Raw genomic sequence first — 18,913 nt, forward strand, 5'->3', positions numbered from 1 at the left:
GCCAGCGAGAACGTCGACCTCGTCACCGACCCGATCGCCCGGGTCACCCCGACCGGGATCGTCACCGGTGACGGGGGCGAGCACCCGGCCGACGTGATCGTCGTGGCCACCGGCTTCTGGACCACCGAGCAGCCGATCGCGAAGCGCGTCGTCGGCCGCGCGGGCAGCACGTTGGCCGAGGCATGGGCGGCCGGCGGGATGTCGGCGTACAAGGGAACGACGGTGCACGGCTTTCCCAACCTCTTCATGCTGACCGGTCCGAACACCGCCCAGGGCCACACCAGCGTGGTCTTCGTGGTCGAGTCGCAGGTCGCCTACATCCGCGACGCGCTGCGCACGCTGCGTAGCAAGAGGTACGGCGCGCTGGAGCCGCGCGCGGATGCCCAGCGGCGGTTCAACGCCAGCCTGCAGCGGAGGATGAGGCGCACCGTGTGGACCCGAGGCGGCTGCATGTCGTGGTACCAGGACACCCACGGCCGGATCACGACCCTGTGGCCGCGCTCGACGTTCACGCTGCGACGGATCCTGGCCCGCTTCGACGCCGACGCGTACGACGTACAGGCGGCGCACCCCGACCGCGAGGCGGTCGCATGAAGACCAGCCCATGAAGTCCCTGGACGACAAGGTCGTCGTGATCACCGGTGCCGCCTCCGGCATCGGCCGCGCACTGGCCGTCGACGTGGCCCGTCGCGGCGCACTCGTCGCGGTCTCGGACATCGACGGGCCGGGGCTCGCGGAGACCGTCGAGCTGGTGAAGTCCGCCGGCGCCCGCGAGGTGCGCAGTGACCGGCTCGACGTCGCGGACCGCAGCGCGTTCACGACGTACGCCGCGGCGGTCGCCGAGCAGTTCGGCCGGGTGAACGTCGTCGTCAACAACGCCGGTGTCGCGCTGGCCGGTGACGTCGAGGACCTCGAGTACTCCGACATGGACTGGATCATCGGGATCGACTTCTGGGGCGTCGTACACGGCTCGAAGGAGTTCCTGCCGCATCTGGTCGCCTCGGGCGACGGCCACCTGGTCAACGTGTCGTCGCTCTTCGGCTTGCTCTCGATGCCCGGCCAGTCGATGTACAACGCCGCCAAGTACGCCGTACGCGGCTTCAGCGAGGCACTTCGCGAGGAGATCCTGATGGCCGGCTACCCGGTCGGCGTGACCGTCGTCCACCCCGGCGGCATCAAGACCGCGATCGCGCGCAACGCTCGCACCTCGGCGCGCGAGGACCACGATCGGAACGCGCGTTACTTCGACGAGAAGATGGCCAGGATGGAACCCGCGGAGGCCGCCCGGATCGTCGTCGAGAAGGGTGTCCTCGGCGGCAAGGCCCGGCTGCTGGTCGGCCTCGACGCCCACGCCCTCCACCACTTCGCCCGGCTCAGCGGCTCCCGCTACCAGGACGTCATCGCCGCGGTCGCCGGTCGTACCAAGCCCGCCAAGCGCTGAGCCGGCCCGGACGTAGGGTCGCCCGTGTGACCCTCGAGCTCGGTGATGCGGTGCAGATCGCGATGACGAAGTGGGGGGGTCGGCCCCATTGGCAGATCCCGGCGGTGTGGCTCGGGAGTGACGAGCACGGTGACTGGCTGGGCATCCCCGCGGGCACACTGATGGTGCGGCCGGGGCTCGAGGTCCGGTCGGAGCTCGACCAGGTCGGGTTGATCCCGGCGGCCGTCGGCGGCGACGTCGAGCGCGGGTGGATGGCGACGTTCCACCGCGCGCCCTGGCACATCTGGGTGTACGTCGACATGACCACTCCGCCTGTCTGGGACGGGACGACGGTCCGGGCGGTCGACCTCGACCTCGACGTGATCCGCGGGCGCGAGGGTGACGTCGTCGTCGACGACGAGGACGAGTTCGCGGAGCACCAGGTCGAGCTGGGCTACCCGCGCGAGATCATCGCGTTGGCCGAGGCCAGCCGCGACCGCGTGTACGCCGCGATCCTCGCGCAGGACCCGCCGTACGACGGGAGCCACGAGCCCTGGCTCGCGACGCTCCGCGACCTCATCGCACGAAGCTGAACGACCACTCCGGAGCCCATCCCGACCTCGCTCCCGCCTGCCGGCAGACACCTACGCGGTAGGTCGCATCCGCCGGCGCCAGGAACGCCACCTCCTCGAAGCCGGCCGTCGTGAACAGTCCACGCACCCAGTCCGCCGGGTCGTCGGGCCCCCGGCTGCCGCGCGTCCAGATGACGGTGCCCCCTGGTCCGACCAACGCCCGCGACGCGTCGACGCAACGCTGCACATCGGTGTCGGAGATGTTGCCGAAGATCCCGCACAGCATCAGGACGTCTCCCATCAGCCGGTCACGGAAGGACGTGAACGCTCCCGCGTCCGCCGTGCGGACGTCGACCTCCACCCCGGCGGCGGTGGCCGCGGCCCGTGCCGCATCGGCCAGCACCGGGTCGAGCTCGACCAGGCACGCGTCGACGTCGAGGTCGGGCCGAGCGGCCAGCACCGGAATCGTGTCGCGCCCGTCGCCCGCACAGAGGCTCAGCAGCCGCGCGGAGCTCTGACCGGAAGCGGCGCGGGCGTCGAGGTCGGCACCGAGCAGTCGGCGTACGTCACCCAGGCGCCGCGAGAGCGACGACGCCGGGTCGTCGTACTCCTCGTACCACTCTCGCCAGTCGCGCATCACCGGACGTAGCCCCCTTCGGGCTCCACCATCTCCAGGCGTACGCCGAGCAGGCGCACCGGCCGGTCGTGCTCGACCCGGTCGAGCAGGGAGACCGCGGCATCGGCCAGCACCGTCACATCGTTCGACGGATCGGGCAGCGTCAGCGACCGGCTGACGGTGATGAACGGCCGGTATCGCACCTTGATCCCCACCCTCGCCGCCGGCCGTCCCTCGCGATCGATGTCCTCCACGACCCGCGCCGTCAGCGCCCGGAGCTCATCGGGTACGGCGTCCCAGGTCAGGTCGGTCTGGTAGGTCTCCTCGCGCCCGTGCGCCCGCGGCGTCCACGGGGTGGCGTCGACCGGACTGGTGTCGGCGCCACGACCGAGGCGGTGGTACCACGGCCCCATCGTCGGCCCGATCGCGTCGGCGAGCATCTGGGTGTCAGAGTCGGCCAGCTCGCGCACCGTGTGGATGCCGAGCGCGGCCAGCCGCTTGCCGATCTTGGAGCCGATCCCCCACAAGGCGGTCGTCGGCCGGTCACCCATCACGTCGTACCACTCGGCGGCGGTCAGGTAGCCGACGCCGGACCCGTCGCCCTCCCCCTTCTTGCCGAAGGCAGTGGCGATCTTGGCGCGGAGCTTGTTGTCGCCGATGCCGACACCGCAGGTCAGGTCCGTCGCCTGGTGGACGGTCTCGCGGATGCGCTGCGCGAAGACCCGTGGATCGCCGAGCCCGGCATGACCGGGACCCGGCCCGAGGAACGCCTCGTCCCAGCCGAGCACCTCGACCACGACCGGGACGCCGCCCCACTCGAGCGAGCGCAACGTCTCCATCACCCGCGCGGAGGCCTCGTCGTACGCCGGCTTGTCGACCGGCAGGAAGACCGCGTCCGGGAGCTTCCGGGCCGCGATCCGCAGCGGCATGCCCGACCCGACGCCGTGCTCGCGAGCGGCGTACGACGCGGTGGCCACGACGCCGCGCTCGGTCGGGTCGCCTCGACCACCCACCACGACCGGCATGCCGGCCAGCTCTGGCCGGCGCAGCATCTCGACCGCCGCGATGAACTGGTCGAGGTCGACGTGCAGCACCCACTCCTCCTCCGAGACGTCGGCCATCAGCGCCTCACCGGGGGCAGTGCATCGGTGGCCTCGATCGGGTCCATCCCCGTCAGCAGCAGCAGGTCGGCGATCACCGACCGGATCTGGGCGAGGACCACCTCGCCGGAGAGGTCATCGGTGCGGTCGACCTCGCCGGTCGCCATCCCCACCGCGATCAGGGCCGGCTGCGCAGACGACGGCATCCGGTCGGCGTCGAGCTCGGTCGCCACCACCTCCACCGCCGCCGCCAGCTCGGAGGTGAGCAGGGCATAGGAGTGGGGGATCTGCTGGTGTCGGTACGCCGCGACGGCGCACTGCCGCACCAGCACCCGCGTGCTGCGCAGGGCGCGGCCGAGCGGCTCGACGAGCTCGGCCATCTTCCGCAGCCCCGGGCCGTGCCGGATGCGGAACGGCGACGACGCGACCACGTCGAGCCCCTCGTCGGCCGCATCCTGGAGCTCGCGGATCAGCGGGTCGGTGGCGCGGGCCTCGGCGAGCAGCGCCATCGCCCGGTCGACGTCGCCGTCGACCATCACGCCGCTCGACGCATGGAGGAGGTCGCGCACCTTCCGCACCACCTTCGCGGCCTGCTCGCGCGGCCGGCGCAACGGCGCCGCCGGTACGACGGTCGCCGCCACGAGCGCGACCGCGCCGCCGATCAGTGCGTCGGTCCAGCGCGTGAAGGCCTGCCCGGGTGCCGGTTTCAGCGCCGTGATCACGATCGACTGCACGGCCGCCTGGATCACGAAGACCTGGCCGTTGTCGAGCAGCAGCGCGGCACTCATCGAGAGCCCGACGACCAGCGCGATGACCCAGCCCTCGGAGCCGAGGAGCCGCACGAGCAGGTCGGCGCCGAAGACACCGAGCGCCACCCCGACGGTCACCTCCGCCACCCGCCGCAGACGCTGGCCGTACGACGTACCCAACGAGACGACGGCCGCCACCGGGGCGAAGAAGGGCGCCGCGTGCCCGAAGACGTCGGAAGCCACCCACCACGCGACCCCGGCCGCGACCGCGCACTGTGCGACCGCCCACCGCTTGGCACGCCACCGGTCGAGTCGGGTCGACAGCGACGTCCGACTCCGCACCAGGGCGCCCTCGAGCGGGTGGGCCTGCATGCCCCGATCGTGCCAGGTCCCGAGGACGTCACTTGTCCCCCATCGACCCGGGGACAAGGATCGACCGCATGGTGCAACCCCTCGATCCGACGGCTGCCGCGTTCCTGATGGCGGAGAACCGGCGGATGCCGATGCACGTCGGGGGTCTGCAGCTGTTCCGCAAGCCCGAGGGCGTCGGCCGCAACTACGTCCACGACCTGTATGCACAGCTGCGGGAGTCGGACGACATCGCGCCGCTCTTCCTCAAGCACCCGGTGCGGTCGGTCCGGACCGGAGGTCAGTACGTCTGGCGCGAGGACGACGAGTTCGACATCGAGTACCACGTGCGCCACAGCGCACTGCCGAAGCCGGGCCGCGTCCGCGAGCTCCTCGAGCTCTGCTCACGGCTGCACTCGACGCGCCTGGCCACCGAGCGGCCCCTGTGGGAGTGGCACCTGATCGAGGGGCTGCGGGACGGCCGCGTCGCGATGTACGCCAAGCTCCACCACGCGCTGGTCGACGGGATCTCGGCGATGCGCCTCCTCCAGAGCATCCTCACCACGGACCCGGATCGCATCGACATGCCGGCGCCGTGGGAGAACAAGCCCTCGACGGCGAAGGTCCGCGAGGCCCAGGGGGAGGCCGAGCACTCGTTGTCCGACGTACCGCTGCAGGCGCTGCGCACCGCGCTCGGCATCAGCGCCGAGGCGGTCGGGATGCCCAGCGCCCTGATCAAGACCTTGCGCAAGTCGGTCCGCAACGAGACCTCGGCGCTCGCGCTCTACGCCCCACGCACCATCCTCAACCAGCCGATCACCGCGGCCCGGCGCTTCGCGGCGCAGGACTGGCCGCTCGAGCGACTGCGCGCCATCAGCAAGGCGAGCGGCACGACGTTGAACGACGTGGTGCTCGCGATGTGCAGCGGCGCGATGCGCACCTACCTGATCGAGCTGGACGCCCTGCCCGACGCGACGCTGGTGTCGATGGTGCCGGTCGGCCTCAAGGCGAAGGAGTCGCACCTCGCCTCCGTGTCCGGCGGCAACGCCCTGGGGTCGGTGATGGTGCGGCTCGGCACCGACCTGACCGACCCGGCCGATCGGCTGAAGGCGGTCCACGAGTCGATGGTCGACGGGAAGCGTGCGCTCGCCGAGATGACGCCCGTGCAGATCCTGGCGATGAGCGCGCTGGGCCAGGCGCCGGCGATCCTCGGCCCGATGCTGCGGATGAGTGGCCTGGTGAAGCCGCCGTACAACCTGATCATCAGCAACGTGCCGGGCCCGCGGTCGACGCAGTACTTCAACGGGATGCGGCTCCTTGGCACCTATCCACTGTCGATCCCCATCGACGGGATGGCGCTGAACATCACCTGCAACTCCTACGCCGACCAGATGGCGTTCGGGCTGACCGGCTGTCGTCGTACGGTGCCGCACCTGCAGCGCCTGCTGACCCACCTTGACACCGAGCTCACCGCCCTCGAGCGGGCTGCGGGGGCTTGAGCCGTCGAACGCGCCGATGGGCAGCTGGGCCCGAGGTCTAGGTCGTCACCGGAGTCGCGACGCGTGCTGGCGCGACATCGAGGAGCGCCTCGAGAAGACGCTGGTCACCCTCGATCGTGACCCGGTCGAGGCACCGGTCCACGAACAGCGAGTAGATTCCCTCCGGATCGCCCTCCACGACGACGTCCGCGTCGTCGATCGAACCGTCCTGGACCTCTCCGTCGACGAGTGAGGCGACCTCCGGGCCGGCCCGGAACTCGAAGCGGCCGGCCGGCGCGAGGGGGGCCACGATGTCCATCGCGTTCGCCAACCACCCCTCGAACAGCTCGTCCTTCTCCGTGGGCGGGCCCAGGGAGCGGGCACCCCACAACGCCAGCTCACGCATGGCCGGCCGCAGCTCGCGACCGTAGTCGGTCAGCTCATAGACCTTCGACGCCGCAGGCCGCGGAAGAGTACGTCGTGCGACGACGCCGTTGCCCTCGAGATCGCGAAGGCGCGCCGCGAGGATGTTGGTCCCGATGCCGGGCAGGTGCTCGACGAGGTCGGTGTAGCGCTTCGGCCCGTGCATCAGCTCGCGGATCACGAGCAGTGCCCACCGGTCGCCCACGAGATCGAGGGCATGTGCCATCGGACAGTACTGCTCGTAGCGCTTGACCATGCCGAAAGGATACCACTCGATAAGAATTCAGAAGGATCTACTTGTGAAAGTGAAGTAGACGCTGTTACGGTCGCTCGTATGACTTCAGAAACGCAAGTAGCCCCTGAGGTGTCGACCGACCGCCGCAGGTGGCTGGCTCTCGCCCTCCTCTGCGTGGTCCAGTTCATGGTGGTGCTCGACATCGCGATCGTGAACGTCGCGCTTCCCTCCATCAAGATCGACCTCGGGTTCTCCCAGGCCGACCTCCAGTGGGTGATCAGTGCCTATGCGCTCGTGTTCGGCGGGTTCCTCCTGCTGGGTGGCCGCGCCGCCGACATGCTGGGACGGCGCCGCATCTTCCTGGGCGGCATCGCCGTCTTCACCGTCGCCTCGCTGTTGGCCGGCCTCGCCTGGTCAGAGCCGTCCCTGATCGGCGCACGCGCGTTCCAGGGCCTCGGAGCCGCGATCATCACGCCGGCCGCCCTCTCGATCCTGTCCACGACGTTCGCCGAAGGTCGCGAGCGCAACATCGCGCTGGGTGCCTGGGGCGCCGTCGGAGGCTTCGGTGCCGTGGCGGGCGTGCTCCTCGGCGGAGTCCTCACCGACGCCCTCAGCTGGGAGTGGATCTTCTTCGTCAACGTGCCGGTCGGCGTCGTCGGGTTCGCCCTGGCGCCGCTGCTCCTGCGGGAGAGCCGTGACGCCCGCGTCAACAGGTTCGACCTGCCGGGTGCCGTCCTGGTGACCAGCGGGCTTTCGTCCCTGGTCTATGCGATCACCCAGGCCGGCCAGAAGGGCTGGCTCGCGGCAGAGACGCTCGGCGTGTTCGGAGCTTCTCTGGCGTTGCTCGGCGCCTTCGTCGCCTGGGAGCTCCGCCACCCGGAGCCGTTGATGCGCTTCGGGATCCTCCGGACGCGCACCGTGAGCGGGGCGAATGTCGCCGGGTTCATCCTGGGGACCGCGTTGTTCTCGATGTTCCTGATGCTGACGCTCTACATGCAGCAGGTCCTGGGCTACTCCGCGATGAAGACGGGCCTTGCCTACCTGGCGGTCGCCGGTACGGCGATCGTGTGGTCGGGTGTCGCCGGTCAGCTGGTGACCCGGGTCGGGGTGAAGCCGGTGCTGGTGATCGGGATGACGATGCTGACCGCAGGCCTGCTGTGGTTCACCCAGGTGTCGGTCGGCGGCAGCTACGTCCGCGACCTGCTGCCCGGCTTCCTGATCATCGGCGTGGGAATCGGCTTCTCCTTCGTGCCGATCTCGATCGCGGCGCTGGCGGGAGTGACGCCCTCCGAGGCCGGGCTGGCATCGGGCCTGATCAACACCTCACAGCAGATCGGTGGCGCGCTCGGCATCGCCGCGCTGTCCTCGATCGCCACGTCGCGCACCGGGGACTCCCTCGGCAGCGGGTCGGCCCTGCCCTCGGCGTTGGTCGACGGGTTCCAGTCGGCGTTCCTGGTCGGCGCCATCGTCGCCGCCGTCGGCGTCGTCGCGAGCCTGACCCTGATCCGGCGCGACGAGCTGGCGGTGGAGCTGGTGTCCGAGCCGCTGGCTGAGCCGGCGCTCGATGCCGCCTGAGGCAGGCTTCGGTCGACCTCTGTGGGGCGGGTCCTGGTGGACCCGCCCCACATCGTCGTGGGTCAGGAGTAGAGGCGCCCGATCACGGCGTCCAGCGCCCGGTCGGGGAGGAGGCGTCGCGCGGTGACGATCGACCGGGCCCCCCGCCCGACGGGGTAGCGCGTCTTCGGACGGCGAGCCGTGGCGGCCTTCGTGATCGCCTTCGCGACCACGTCGGGGCCGCTGGAGACCGCCGGCGCCTCGCCGGACTCGATCCGTGCGCGCACGCCCTCGGCGTGCCGCTCGTACGCCGTGCCGGCACTGCTGGCGACCAGTCCGTCGCGGGCGATGGTGTTCCACTCGGTGCGGATCGGGCCGGGCTCGACGATCACCACCCGGATGCCGTACGGCGCGAGCTCGAGTCGCAGGCTGTCGCTGAAGCCCTCGACCGCGAACTTGGTCGCGTGGTACCACGCGCCGAGCGGCTCGTAGAACTTCCCACCGACGCTGCTGATGTTGATGATCCGACCGCTCCTCTGCTCCCTCATCCGAGGCGTCACGAGCTGGACCAGCCGGGCCAGGCCGAAGACGTTGACCTCGAACTGGCGCCTGGCCTCGTCGATCGGGACGTTCTCGACCGCGCCGTACGAGCCGTACCCGGCGTTGTTGACCAGCACGTCGACGCGCCCGTGCTCGTCCAGGATCCGTCCGATGCCACCGGCCATCGAGGCGTCGTCGGTGACATCCATCGCGAACGTGGTGACGCCGGACTCCGCGAGCCGGGTCATCCGGTCGACCCGGCGCGCCACGGCGTACGTCGTGAGGCCGGCGGCCTGCAACCTCAGCGCGGTCTGCTCCCCGATCCCGCTCGAACCCCCGGTCACCAGCGCCACGCGATCCGTCATGAGGACCATCATCGCGCGTAGCTCAGCTGCCCCCGATGGACTCCCTCACCCCGGGAAGTCGTGATCGGATCGGTACGTGTCATCCGTGGTCACGCCGCACGGATGGGCCTACCGTGATCGGAAGTTCTCGTCGGTCGGGAGGGCGTCGTGATCGTCTACGTCATCGTCGTGCTCGTCGCCCTGGAGCTGATGTGGTGGCTGTTCCACTCGCGGGTGATTCGGGCGATGCTGCGGGGCCGAGGCACCGACCCGGGTCAGTTCGGCTCGTGGCAGGACCATCTCGACGACATCGGCCTCGGCCCGTCGTGGCGCAGCGACGGCTCCGGCGGCGTCCGCGAGTCGCGGGTGCAGTCCAAGCACACCCGTAGGCGTTGACCCGCCCGAAGCGTGCGGTCCGGAGGCGCTGACCCGCCCGAAACATGCGGTATGGAGGCGCTGACCCGCCAGAACATGGCGGCAGAAGCGCATCGACCCGGCAGAAGTTGGCGTGCACTTCCGGCGGGTCAGCGTCGTACGGCGTCAACTTCCGGCGGGTCAGCGTCGTACGGCGTGAACTTCCGGCGGGTCAGCGCAGGTCGTAGCGGTCGAGATCCATCACCTTGACCCAGGCGTCGACGAAGTCGCGGACGAACTTCTCGCCGGCGTCGTCGGCGGCGTACACCTCGGCGAGCGCCCGGAGCTCGGAGTTCGAGCCGAAGACCAGGTCGACCCGGCTGCCGGTCCACGTCACCGAGCCGGACGCGTCGCGGCCCTCGAAGGTCTCGGCGTCGTCGGACGTCGGCTCCCAGGTGGTGCCGAGGTCCAGCAGGTTCACGAAGAAGTCGTTGGTGAGCACGCCGGGCCGGTCGGTGAGGACGCCGAGCGCTGAACCGCCCTGGTTCGCGCCCAGGACCCGCAGGCCCCCGACGAGGACGGTCATCTCCGGGGCGCTCAGCGTGAGCAGGTTCGCCCGGTCGACGAGGAGGTACTCCGCAGGCAGCCGGTGGCCCTTGCCGAGGTAGTTGCGGAAACCGTCGGCGCTCGGCTCGAGCGGTGCGAAGGCCTCGACGTCGGTCTGCTCCTGGGTGGCGTCGGTGCGGCCGATGCTGACCGGCACCGAGACGGACACCCCGGCCTCCTGCGCGGCCTTCTCGACCGCCGCCGAGCCTGCGATCACGATCAGGTCGGCCAGAGAGACCCGCTTGCCGTCCTGGGCGTCGTTGAGCGTCTGGTTGAAGGTCTGGGCGATCCCCTCGAGGGTCCGGAGCACGGTCGCGAGCTGGTCGGGGTCGTTCGCCTCCCAGCCGTTCTGCGGCTCGAGCCGGATGCGAGCGCCGTTGGCGCCGCCGCGCTTGTCGCTGCCACGGAACGTCGACGCCGACGCCCACGCGGTGGCGACGAGCTGCCCGATCGGGATGCCGGCGTCGAGCACCTGCTGCTTGAGCGAGGCCACGTCGGTGTCGTCGATCGCGTCGTACGTCGCCTCCGGGACGGGGTCCTGCCAGATCAGCGTCTCGGAGGGGACCTCGGGGCCGAGGTACCGCTGGATCGGACCCATGTCGCGGTGGGTCAGCTTGAACCAGGCCCGGGCGAACGCATCGGCGAACTCGTCGGGGTGGTCGTGGAATCGCTGCGAGATCGGCCCGTAGACCGGGTCGAAGCGGAGCGCGAGGTCGGTCGTCAGCATCCGCGGCTCACGGCGCTTGGACGGGTCGTGAGCCATCGGGACCAGGTCGGCCCCGGCGCCGTTCTTGGGGCGCCACTGGTGCGCCCCGGCCGGGGACTTCATCAGCTCCCACTCATAGGCGAACAGGATGTGGAAGAACTCGTTGTCCCACCGGGTCGGGTGGTAGGTCCAGGTGACCTCCAGGCCCGAGCCGATGGTGTCGTCGCCGTGCCCGCTGCCGTAGGTGCCCTTCCACCCCAGGCCCAGCTGCTCGAGCGGGGCGCCCTCGGGCTCCGGGCCGACGTACTTCTCGGGGTCGGCGGCGCCATGGGTCTTGCCGAAGGTGTGGCCGCCCGCGATCAGGGCGATGGTCTCCTCGTCGTTCATCGCCATCCGGCGGAACGTCTCGCGTACGTCGCGCGCGGCCGCCAGCGGATCGGGGGTGCCGTTGGGACCCTCGGGGTTGACGTAGATCAGTCCCATCTGGACCGCGGCCAGGGGCTTCTCGAGATCGCGATCGCCGGTGTAGCGCTCGTCGCCGAGCCAGGTCTGCTCGGGACCCCAGTAGACGTCCTCGTCCGGCTCGTAAACGTCCTCGCGACCGCCGGCATAGCCGAACGTCTGGAAGCCCATGGACTCCATGGCGACGTTGCCGGCCAGCACGAACAGGTCGGCCCACGAGAGCCGGCTCCCGTACTTCTTCTTCACCGGCCACAGCAGACGCCGAGCCCGGTCGAGGAGCACGTTGTCCGGCCAGGAGTTGATCGGTGCGAACCGCTGCTGGCCGCCGCCGGCTCCACCCCGGCCGTCGTCGATCCGGTAGGTGCCGGCGCTGTGCCAGGCCATCCGGACGAAGAACGGGCCGTAGTTCCCGAAGTCGGCCGGCCACCAGTCCTGCGAGGTCGTCAGCAGCTCCGTGAGGTCGCTCTTCACCGCGGCCAGATCGAGGCTGGTGAACGCCGCGCGGTAGTCGAAGTCCGCCCCCATCGGATTGGACACGGGCGTGTGCTTGGCCAGGATCTTGAGGTTGAGGCGACTCGGCCACCAGCCCTGGTTGGCGTTGCCGCCCTCGGCCGGGTACGTCGCGTGGGCGACCGGGCAACCGCCGGCGGCGAGGTCCTCGGTCGGGACCGGTCCGTCTGCGGACTCGACGTTGACGTCGGCGAGCGTGGAGTCCTGCTGGTTCTGGTTCTCGGCCATGGGGGTTCCTTCCGATCTCGGGTGGTCAGGCGTGGGTGGTGCGGGTGTGGTCAGTGCTGGTGGGGTCGGTGCTGGTGGGGCCGGGGGATGCGGCGCAGCGGGGGCACCGGCCCCAGAAGATGACCTCGGCCTCGTCGACGACGTAGCCGTGGTCGTCGGCAGCGGTCAGGCACGGCACCTGGCCGACCGCGCAGTCGACGTCGGTGATGGCACCGCAGGAGCGGCACACCAGGTGGTGATGGTTGTCGCCCACCCGGGCCTCGTAGCGGGCGACCGAGCCGGTCGGCTGGATACGGCGGGCCAGCCCGGCCGTGGTCAGGGTGCGCAGCGAGTCGTAGACCGCCTGGTGCGAGACCTCCGGGAGGTCACGGCGTACGGCGGCGATCACCGACTCGGTGTCGGCGTGCGCCAGCTCCACGAGCGCGTCCAGCACGGCCAGCCGCTGCCGGGTGACGCGCAGCCCGGAGTCCCGCAGCAGCTGCTGGAAGTCGGGGGCTCGGGGCATCGTTCGATCCTGGCCCCTTTTCTTGAACGAGTCAAGAATCGGGCGTGAACTCCTGGAAGCCACCGCCGCACACGTCGTCCACCGCCCGCAAGCGGGCTCGGGTCACGTCGGAGACCTTCGCCAGGCCGGCCAGGTCGGCGTTCGACCCCGGGCGCACCGGCTCCGGCAGGTTGACCGAGACGCAGGTACGCCGTCCGCCGTCGGCGGTGTTCTGGAGGGCGACCGCGTGGCCGGTCGCGCCACTGCCGGCGAACGGATCGAGCACGCGCGCGTCGTCCGGCATCGTCTCCAGGATCCGGCGCAGCAGGCCGGTCGGTTTCGGGGAGTCGAAGAGGTGGCCGACCAGCGCCTTGAGCTCCATCACCGCGGTGTCGGTCGAGCCGATCTCCTCGGCGAGCCAGATCGTGCGGAGCTTCTTGCGCCGGCCCTCGTGCAGCCAGTCGCGCTGGAAGACGTCGGCCCGGCGCCGCTCCCCCGAGCCGACCCAGCGGCAGACCAGGTCGTCGGGTTGGGCGTCGATCTTGGTGGCCGACCACCGCCAGACCGCGGGAGCGCCGTCCCCGAACACCGGCTTGATCTCGAGCGACCCGGAGAACGGCGCGGTCGAGACCCGCCCGGTCTCTGGATCGCCGTAGATCGCGAAGTGCATGGTCGGCGCGGTCACCGGGTTGAACTTCTTGTTGGTGTTGCGCAGCGGAAGTCGGCGGTGGCGCCGTCCGTCGTCGGTCGTCAACGGGAAGTCGCGAGGGTCGACCTGCGACGGGCTCGACGCGTCGAGCGCACAGTCCGGCATCGAGCGCGCGTAGACGAGCAGGTACTCGTGAGACGTCGCGAAGCCGCGACCCAGCTGGCGGCCCTTCGGATTGAGGTTGACCACGATCTGGGCGACGAAGGCGTCCTCGCCGAACAGCTCGTCCATCAGGAGGCGCAGGTGGGCCACCTCGTTGTCGTCGATGCTGACGAAGACCGCCCCACGTGCGCCCATGACCGCACGCACGCACTCGAGACGCGGCCGCATCATCGCGGCCCAGACGTGGTGCCGGTCCGCCCGCCGGCCGTCGACCTTGTCGTCGTACACGAACGGGTTGCCGGTGTTGTACGGCGGATCGAGGTAGACCACGTCGAACGGGCCGTACGTCGCAGCCAGCCGCGGGAGCACGTCGAGGTTGTCGCCCTCGACGAACGTGTTCCACGGCTGCACGCGCCTCACGCTAACCGTCGTCGCGTACGGCGTGCGTGAGGCGGGCCGGACTCAGCTCCTCGGGAGCAGCGCGATCGCGATCGTCGTGACTGCCGCGAGACACTCCGGCAGCGGGCTGGCCACCTCGTGCGGCACCAGCTCCACCCGGCCGTCCTTGTTCACCATCACGGTGACGCCCGGGGGCCGGTCGCAGCCGATCGCCACGACCTGGCCGACGAGGTCGTGGCCCGGCGTGCTCGGCGCAGCGACGATCGCGCTGCGGAGACGTTTCTGCGTCAGTGGAGACGGGAACTGACGGACAAACCTGGTGATGTCGCCGGCACTGTTCAACGGCGCCGCGGTCGTCGAGGCCTGCCCGCCGATGCCGGTCATCGAGATCAGCGGCAGCACCTGCGCGCCCTCGACCGGCCCCGGTGTCGAGGACGGGTTCCCAGCCGGGTCGGACGCGGGGTCCATGGCGATCGAGGACGACGAGGACCCGCAGCCGGCGGTCAGCGCCAGCGCGGTGCCCGTCACCAGGGCGGCGGTCAGGGTCCCGAGGGTGCGTGGCATGGCGATAGGACGGTCGGAGCGTCGGCCCGGTTCCCTCATGCCGGCGGCCCCTCCGCCCCGGCCGGGGCGAGGTCGAAGGCCAGGAGTGTCTCGATCCGGGCCGCGACGGCGAGGGTGCGCAGGTCGGCCCAGCGCGGACCGATCACCTGGAGCCCGACCGGCAGGCCGTCGGCGCTCAGACCGGTGGGGACGGCGGTCGCGGGCTGGCCGGTGAGGTTGGGAGGCAGCGCGAGCACGCACCAGTCGTCGAAGAAGGGGTCGACCGGAGTGCCGTCGATCTCGGCCGGCCCGGTCACGTCGGTCGAGAACGCGGGGACCGGCATCGACGGCGCCAGCAGTACGTCGTACCCGCTCTGGCCGGGTCGGAAGAACGACTCCCAGGTCTCGGTGAACGCGATCCGTCGCTCCTGGGCGTCGAGATAGTCCGCCGCCGTGGCGGACCGCCCGGACTCGGTGATCTCCCGGGTCACCGGATCGATGCCCTCGTGCCCGAGCAGCGGCCCCTCCGAGGCGAACCCCTCGGGCAGAGCGATGTCGTTCCAGAGCCGGGTCGGGTAGCCCGCATCCGGGTGTGCCTCGACGACTCGGGCGCCGTCGTCGCTGAGCCGGTCGACGGCTCGCCGGAACGCCGACCGCACCTCTCGGTCGACCGGCGCCCAGCCGAGATCCTCCGAGACGGCGACACGCAGCCGTGACCAGTCGACCTCGACGTCGTCACCCAGCGGCACCGGCCAGGTCAGCGGGTCGGCCGGGAGGGCGCCGGCCATCACCCGCAACGCGAGCACGAGGTCGCGTACCGACGTGCCCAGCGGTCCGTCGACCGACAGGGTCGGCCAGCCGCGGAAGCCCGGCAGCTTCGGGACGAGCCCGAACGACGGCTTGTGGCCGGCCAGTCCACAGAAGGCCGACGGGATCCGGATGGACCCGCCGCCGTCGGTGCCCAGGGCCAGCGGGGTGGCGCCGTACGCCACGGACGCGCCGGCGCCGCCGCTCGAGCCGCCGGGCGTCCGGTCGAGCGTCCACGGGTTGCGGGTCACGCCGTAGACGGCGTTCTCGGTGATGCCGCGGTAGCAGAACTCCGGGTTGTTGGTCTTGCCGACGATGACCGCGCCGGCGTCCCGCAGCCGCGCCACCGGGACGGCGTCGACGTCCGGGACGAAGTCGCGCAGCGCGAGCGAGCCGTTGGTGGCGGGCTGCCCGGCCATCCAGATGTGGTCCTTGATCGACACGGGTACGCCGGCCAGCGGCCCGAGCGTCGACCGCTCAGCGGCGTCGATCTCGCGCGCCCGCGCCAACGCCTCGTCGTGCAGCACGACCGTGAACGCGTTGACGACGCCGTCCCACACGTCGATGCGCGCCAACGCCTCGGTCACGAGCTCCTCGGCGCTCGTCGTACCTCGACGGACGGCGCCCGCCATTGCAGAAGCGTCGAGCCGGGTCATCCTTCGGTGCGCTCGTGCGCCATCGCCTCGCGCTCGAGGATGTCGGCCTGCTCCTCGGCCAGCCGCGCCTCGGCCTCGGTGTCGACCGAACGGCACAGCCACCAGTAGAGGAGCCCGGACACCGGCAGCCCGACGAACAGCGAGTAGTCCGCGCCGTGCGCGGCGTTCGCCACCCAGCCGGAGTAGTGCTCGGTGCTGAAGAACGGCGTCATCGCGACGAACCCGACGAGGTAGGAGATGATCCCGCGCCAGCCCCACCGGCCGTAGATCCCGTCGGGCTTGAAGATCTCCGCGATCGCGTAGTGGCCCTTGCGGACGATGAAGAAGTCGACCAGGTTCACCGCCGTCCAGGGGATGAAGAAGTAGAGGACGAGCAGCAGGAAGTTCGAGAAGTTCGCCTGGAAGGAGTCGTTGTTGGCCACCGCCAGGGCGACCACCAGCGAGAGCGCGGCCGTGAAGGCGATCATCGACAGGCGGACCGCCAGGGTCGGGCGCACCTTCTTGAAGGAGTCGAGCGCGCTGATCAGAGTGAGCGAGCCGCCGTACATGTTGAGGGCGGTCACCGAGAGCAACCCGGCTGCTGCGTAGAGCAGGATGATCCCGCCGAAGCCGTTGAAGAACTCGTTACCGACATCGTGGAGCTCGGCGATGCCGGTGCCGCTGAAGCTCAGGCCCGCCCACGCCGCGAGCGCCGAGCCGATGAACATGATCCACACGGCGCCCAGCGCCGAGCCGCCGTAGGTCCACAGGAAGGTCTTGCGGATCGTCACCTCGGGCGGCAGGTAGCGCGAGTAGTCCGACACGTAGATCGCCCAGCTGATCTGGTAGCCGGCCACCACCGAGAACTGGAGCAGGAACGGCGTCAGGTCGAAGTTGCTCAGAGAGAAGGACCCGGCCGGGTAGTGGAGCGTGAGCACGATGATCGTGAGAATCCCGAACAGCAGAAGGAAGCCATAGGTCAGCGCCTGCTCCATCCGATGGATGAGGTCGTACCCGAAGATCGCCGCCGCCGCCGCGAGGGCCGTGCCCACGATGAGCCAGAACCTCACCTGGCCGATCCCGCCGCCCGTGACAGTGGTGACGGACTCCGAGGCGAGCAGGGTGTTGAAGACGTTGAAGCCGGCGTACTGGAGGTAGGCGAAGAGCCAGACCAGGATCGCGCCCACGTAACCGAACTGCGGCCGGGACTGGATCATCTGCGGGAGCCCGAGCTGCGGGCCCTGGGAGCAGTGGGCGGCCATGAAGAAGGTACCGACCACGACCCCGAGCAGGATCGCGACCAGCGACCAGATCAGGTTGCCGCCGGCGCCGACGCCGAGCACACCCACCGCGAGGGTGGCGATCTGGGCGTTGCTCATGAACCACAGCGGGCCGAGGTGCCAGAGCTTGCCATGTCGCTCGGCGAGCGGGACGTAGTCGATGGAGCGGACCTCGACGGCGGAGCGGCGGGGTTCGGCGGTGGTCGTCATGCGTGTCCTTCCGAGAGGGCCCGAGGGCCGGGGGTGGTGCGGATGGTGGGGTCAGTCGTCGGGGAACTTCTGACCCTTGCCGAGGACGGTGAGGCCGTCGTCGATGATGAACCCCCGCTTCGCGTCGAGCTCCTGGTCGACGCCGAGCTCGGCGTCCGGCGGCACGACGACCGACTTGTCGAGGATCGCGTTGCGTACGACGGCGCCGGCACCGACCTTCACGCCGTTCATGAGCACCGAGCCCTCGACGACCGCCCCTTGCTCCACCCGGACCGCGGGCGAGAGCACGGACCGACGTACCTGCCCTCCGGAGACCACGACGCCGGGAGACAACAACGCCTCCTCGGCGACCGGCGCTGTGCCGTCCGCGCCCTTGGTGAGCTTGGCGGGCGGCTGCGGCCCGTAGTCGGTGAAGATCGGCCACGCGGTGTTGTAGAGGTTGAAGACCGGGAGCGGGGTCACCACGTCCATGTGGGCGTCGTAGAAGGAGCGCATGGTCCCGACGTCGCGCCAGTAGCCGCGGTCGCGGTCGGTCGCGCCCGGCACCTGGTTGTCCTTGAAGTCGTAGACGCCGCCCTCGTTGCGCCGGACGAACGCCGGCACGATGTCGCCGCCCATGTCGTGCTTGGACCCCTGCATGTCGGAGTCGCGGGCGACCGCCTCGGCCAGGGCGCGGGCGTCGAAGACGTAGTTGCCCATGCTGGCCAGCACCTCGTCGGGGTTGTCGGGCAGACCGTCGGGACTCTTCGGCTTCTCGAGGAACTCGCGGATCGTGCGCGGGTCGTCGGGGTTCACGTCGATGACACCGAACTGGTCGGCCAGCGAGATCGGCTGCCGGATCGCCGCGACCGTGCACGACGCGCCGCTGGCGACGTGCTGGTCGACCATCTGCGCGAAGTCCATCCGGTAGACGTGGTCGGCGCCTACGACGACGACGATGTCCGGCCGGTCGTCATGCACCAGGTTCAGCGACTGGTAGATCGCGTCGGCGCTGCCGAGGTACCAGTGCTTGCCCAGCCGCTGCTGGGCCGGCACCGGCGCGACGTAGTTGCCGAGCAACGTCGACATCCGCCAGGTCGTGGTGACGTGGCGGTCGAGGGAGTGGGACTTGTACTGGGTCAGGACGACGACCCGCAGATAGCCGCTGTTGACGACGTTCGAGAGCGCGAAGTCGATCAGCCGGTAGATCCCCGCGAACGGCACCGCCGGCTTCGCCCGGTCGGCGGTCAGCGGCATCAGCCGCTTCCCCTCGCCGCCGGCCAGCACGATGGCCAGGACCCGCTTCCGACCGGTGGTGCTCATGTTCGAACCGTAGCCATCCAGCCGTCGGTTGTCGCCGGGCCCCGGTCAGTCCGGTGATCGAGGGGTCGCGCTGCGACCGTCTCGCAACCAGCGGGGATCGCCGGGCCCCAGGCCGGAGCCCTACGTCGCCGGCGGCCGCGCGTCGTCCGCACGGCGCCGCAGGCGGTGACGAGATCCGGCGGACGCCGCGCCTGCGC

The 18,913-nt window shown here is 70.5% G+C and carries 17 protein-coding genes and 1 pseudogene; 6 read left to right on the plus strand and 12 right to left on the minus strand.

Features of this window, described 5'->3' with window-relative positions; all coding sequences use genetic code 11:
- From VGJ24_RS02585 to VGJ24_RS02595, 3 genes and pseudogenes are all read left to right on the plus strand, one after another.
- A pseudogene (locus VGJ24_RS02585) lies at positions 1-594 on the plus strand (4-hydroxyacetophenone monooxygenase); the annotation flags it as partial.
- A gap of 10 nt (positions 595-604) precedes the next feature.
- On the plus strand, positions 605-1,441 hold the full coding sequence (locus VGJ24_RS02590; RefSeq protein ID WP_331498926.1) for an SDR family NAD(P)-dependent oxidoreductase: 837 nt from the start codon (positions 605-607) through the stop codon (positions 1,439-1,441).
- A 26-nt stretch (positions 1,442-1,467) separates the two neighbouring features.
- Positions 1,468-2,013, plus strand: a complete 546-nt coding sequence (locus VGJ24_RS02595; RefSeq protein WP_331498927.1) for a DUF402 domain-containing protein — start codon at positions 1,468-1,470, stop codon at positions 2,011-2,013.
- Here the strand turns inward: VGJ24_RS02595 and VGJ24_RS02600 are convergent.
- The 3 genes from VGJ24_RS02600 to VGJ24_RS02610 are packed head-to-tail and all read right to left on the minus strand — an operon-like array spanning position 1,997 to position 4,829.
- Positions 1,997-2,629 (minus strand): class I SAM-dependent methyltransferase, encoded by a 633-nt coding sequence (locus VGJ24_RS02600; RefSeq protein ID WP_331498928.1) that lies wholly within the window; start codon positions 2,627-2,629, stop codon positions 1,997-1,999. The two genes, VGJ24_RS02595 and VGJ24_RS02600, sit on opposite strands and share 17 nt — an antisense overlap.
- Entirely contained in the window at positions 2,629-3,729 is a 1,101-nt protein-coding gene (locus tag VGJ24_RS02605; protein WP_331498929.1) for a DNA polymerase IV, read from the minus strand. Before VGJ24_RS02605 ends, VGJ24_RS02600 begins: the two co-directional genes overlap by 1 nt.
- Positions 3,729-4,829, minus strand: a complete 1,101-nt coding sequence (locus tag VGJ24_RS02610; RefSeq protein WP_331498930.1) for an FUSC family protein — start codon at positions 4,827-4,829, stop codon at positions 3,729-3,731. The genes VGJ24_RS02605 and VGJ24_RS02610 overlap by 1 nt, the downstream gene beginning before the upstream one ends.
- Positions 4,830-4,897: 68 nt before the next feature.
- On the opposite strand from VGJ24_RS02610, the gene VGJ24_RS02615 reads away from it, so the two are divergent.
- Entirely contained in the window at positions 4,898-6,304 is a 1,407-nt protein-coding gene (locus VGJ24_RS02615; protein ID WP_331498931.1) for a wax ester/triacylglycerol synthase family O-acyltransferase, read from the plus strand.
- Positions 6,305-6,341: 37 nt separating this feature from the next.
- Here VGJ24_RS02615 and VGJ24_RS02620 read toward each other — a convergent pair whose 3' ends face one another.
- Positions 6,342-6,962 carry a helix-turn-helix domain-containing protein gene (locus VGJ24_RS02620; RefSeq protein WP_331498932.1) on the minus strand — a complete coding sequence of 207 codons (621 nt, stop codon included), beginning with the start codon at positions 6,960-6,962 and terminating at the stop codon, positions 6,342-6,344.
- A 108-nt stretch (positions 6,963-7,070) separates the two neighbouring features.
- Here VGJ24_RS02620 and VGJ24_RS02625 point away from each other — a divergent pair, with 108 nt between their 5' ends.
- On the plus strand, positions 7,071-8,516 hold the full coding sequence (locus VGJ24_RS02625) for an MFS transporter (protein WP_331498933.1): 1,446 nt from the start codon (positions 7,071-7,073) through the stop codon (positions 8,514-8,516).
- A gap of 62 nt (positions 8,517-8,578) precedes the next feature.
- Here VGJ24_RS02625 and VGJ24_RS02630 read toward each other — a convergent pair whose 3' ends face one another.
- Entirely contained in the window at positions 8,579-9,400 is an 822-nt protein-coding gene (locus tag VGJ24_RS02630) for an oxidoreductase (protein WP_331498934.1), read from the minus strand.
- Positions 9,401-9,547: 147 nt separating this feature from the next.
- On the opposite strand from VGJ24_RS02630, the gene VGJ24_RS02635 reads away from it, so the two are divergent.
- Positions 9,548-9,775, plus strand: a complete 228-nt coding sequence (locus VGJ24_RS02635) for a hypothetical protein (RefSeq protein ID WP_331498935.1) — start codon at positions 9,548-9,550, stop codon at positions 9,773-9,775.
- Between the two features lie 190 nt (positions 9,776-9,965).
- Here VGJ24_RS02635 and katG read toward each other — a convergent pair whose 3' ends face one another.
- From katG to glgC, 7 genes are read right to left on the minus strand one after another with little or no spacing between them, the layout of a single operon-like run.
- Positions 9,966-12,245, minus strand: coding sequence for a catalase/peroxidase HPI (gene katG, locus VGJ24_RS02640; RefSeq protein ID WP_331498936.1), 2,280 nt, complete (start codon positions 12,243-12,245; stop codon positions 9,966-9,968).
- Between the two features lie 25 nt (positions 12,246-12,270).
- Positions 12,271-12,750, minus strand: coding sequence for a Fur family transcriptional regulator (locus VGJ24_RS02645; protein WP_331498937.1), 480 nt, complete (start codon positions 12,748-12,750; stop codon positions 12,271-12,273).
- Positions 12,751-12,781: 31 nt separating this feature from the next.
- Positions 12,782-13,960, minus strand: coding sequence for a site-specific DNA-methyltransferase (locus tag VGJ24_RS02650; RefSeq protein WP_331498938.1), 1,179 nt, complete (start codon positions 13,958-13,960; stop codon positions 12,782-12,784).
- A 42-nt stretch (positions 13,961-14,002) separates the two neighbouring features.
- A complete protein-coding gene (locus tag VGJ24_RS02655; RefSeq protein ID WP_331498939.1) occupies positions 14,003-14,503 on the minus strand; it encodes a hypothetical protein in 501 nt (166 codons plus the stop codon).
- Positions 14,504-14,538: 35 nt separating this feature from the next.
- Complete coding sequence (locus VGJ24_RS02660; RefSeq protein WP_331498940.1) at positions 14,539-15,921, minus strand: amidase; 1,383 nt, start codon at positions 15,919-15,921, stop codon at positions 14,539-14,541.
- Between the two features lie 20 nt (positions 15,922-15,941).
- Positions 15,942-17,414 (minus strand): cytosine permease, encoded by a 1,473-nt coding sequence (locus tag VGJ24_RS02665; RefSeq protein ID WP_331498941.1) that lies wholly within the window; start codon positions 17,412-17,414, stop codon positions 15,942-15,944.
- A gap of 51 nt (positions 17,415-17,465) precedes the next feature.
- Positions 17,466-18,716 carry a glucose-1-phosphate adenylyltransferase gene (gene glgC / locus VGJ24_RS02670; protein ID WP_331498942.1) on the minus strand — a complete coding sequence of 417 codons (1,251 nt, stop codon included), beginning with the start codon at positions 18,714-18,716 and terminating at the stop codon, positions 17,466-17,468.
- Between the last annotated feature and the right edge of the window lie 197 nt (positions 18,717-18,913).

The organism is Nocardioides sp., assembly GCF_036493135.1.
Classification (GTDB): Bacteria; Actinomycetota; Actinomycetes; order Propionibacteriales; family Nocardioidaceae; genus Nocardioides.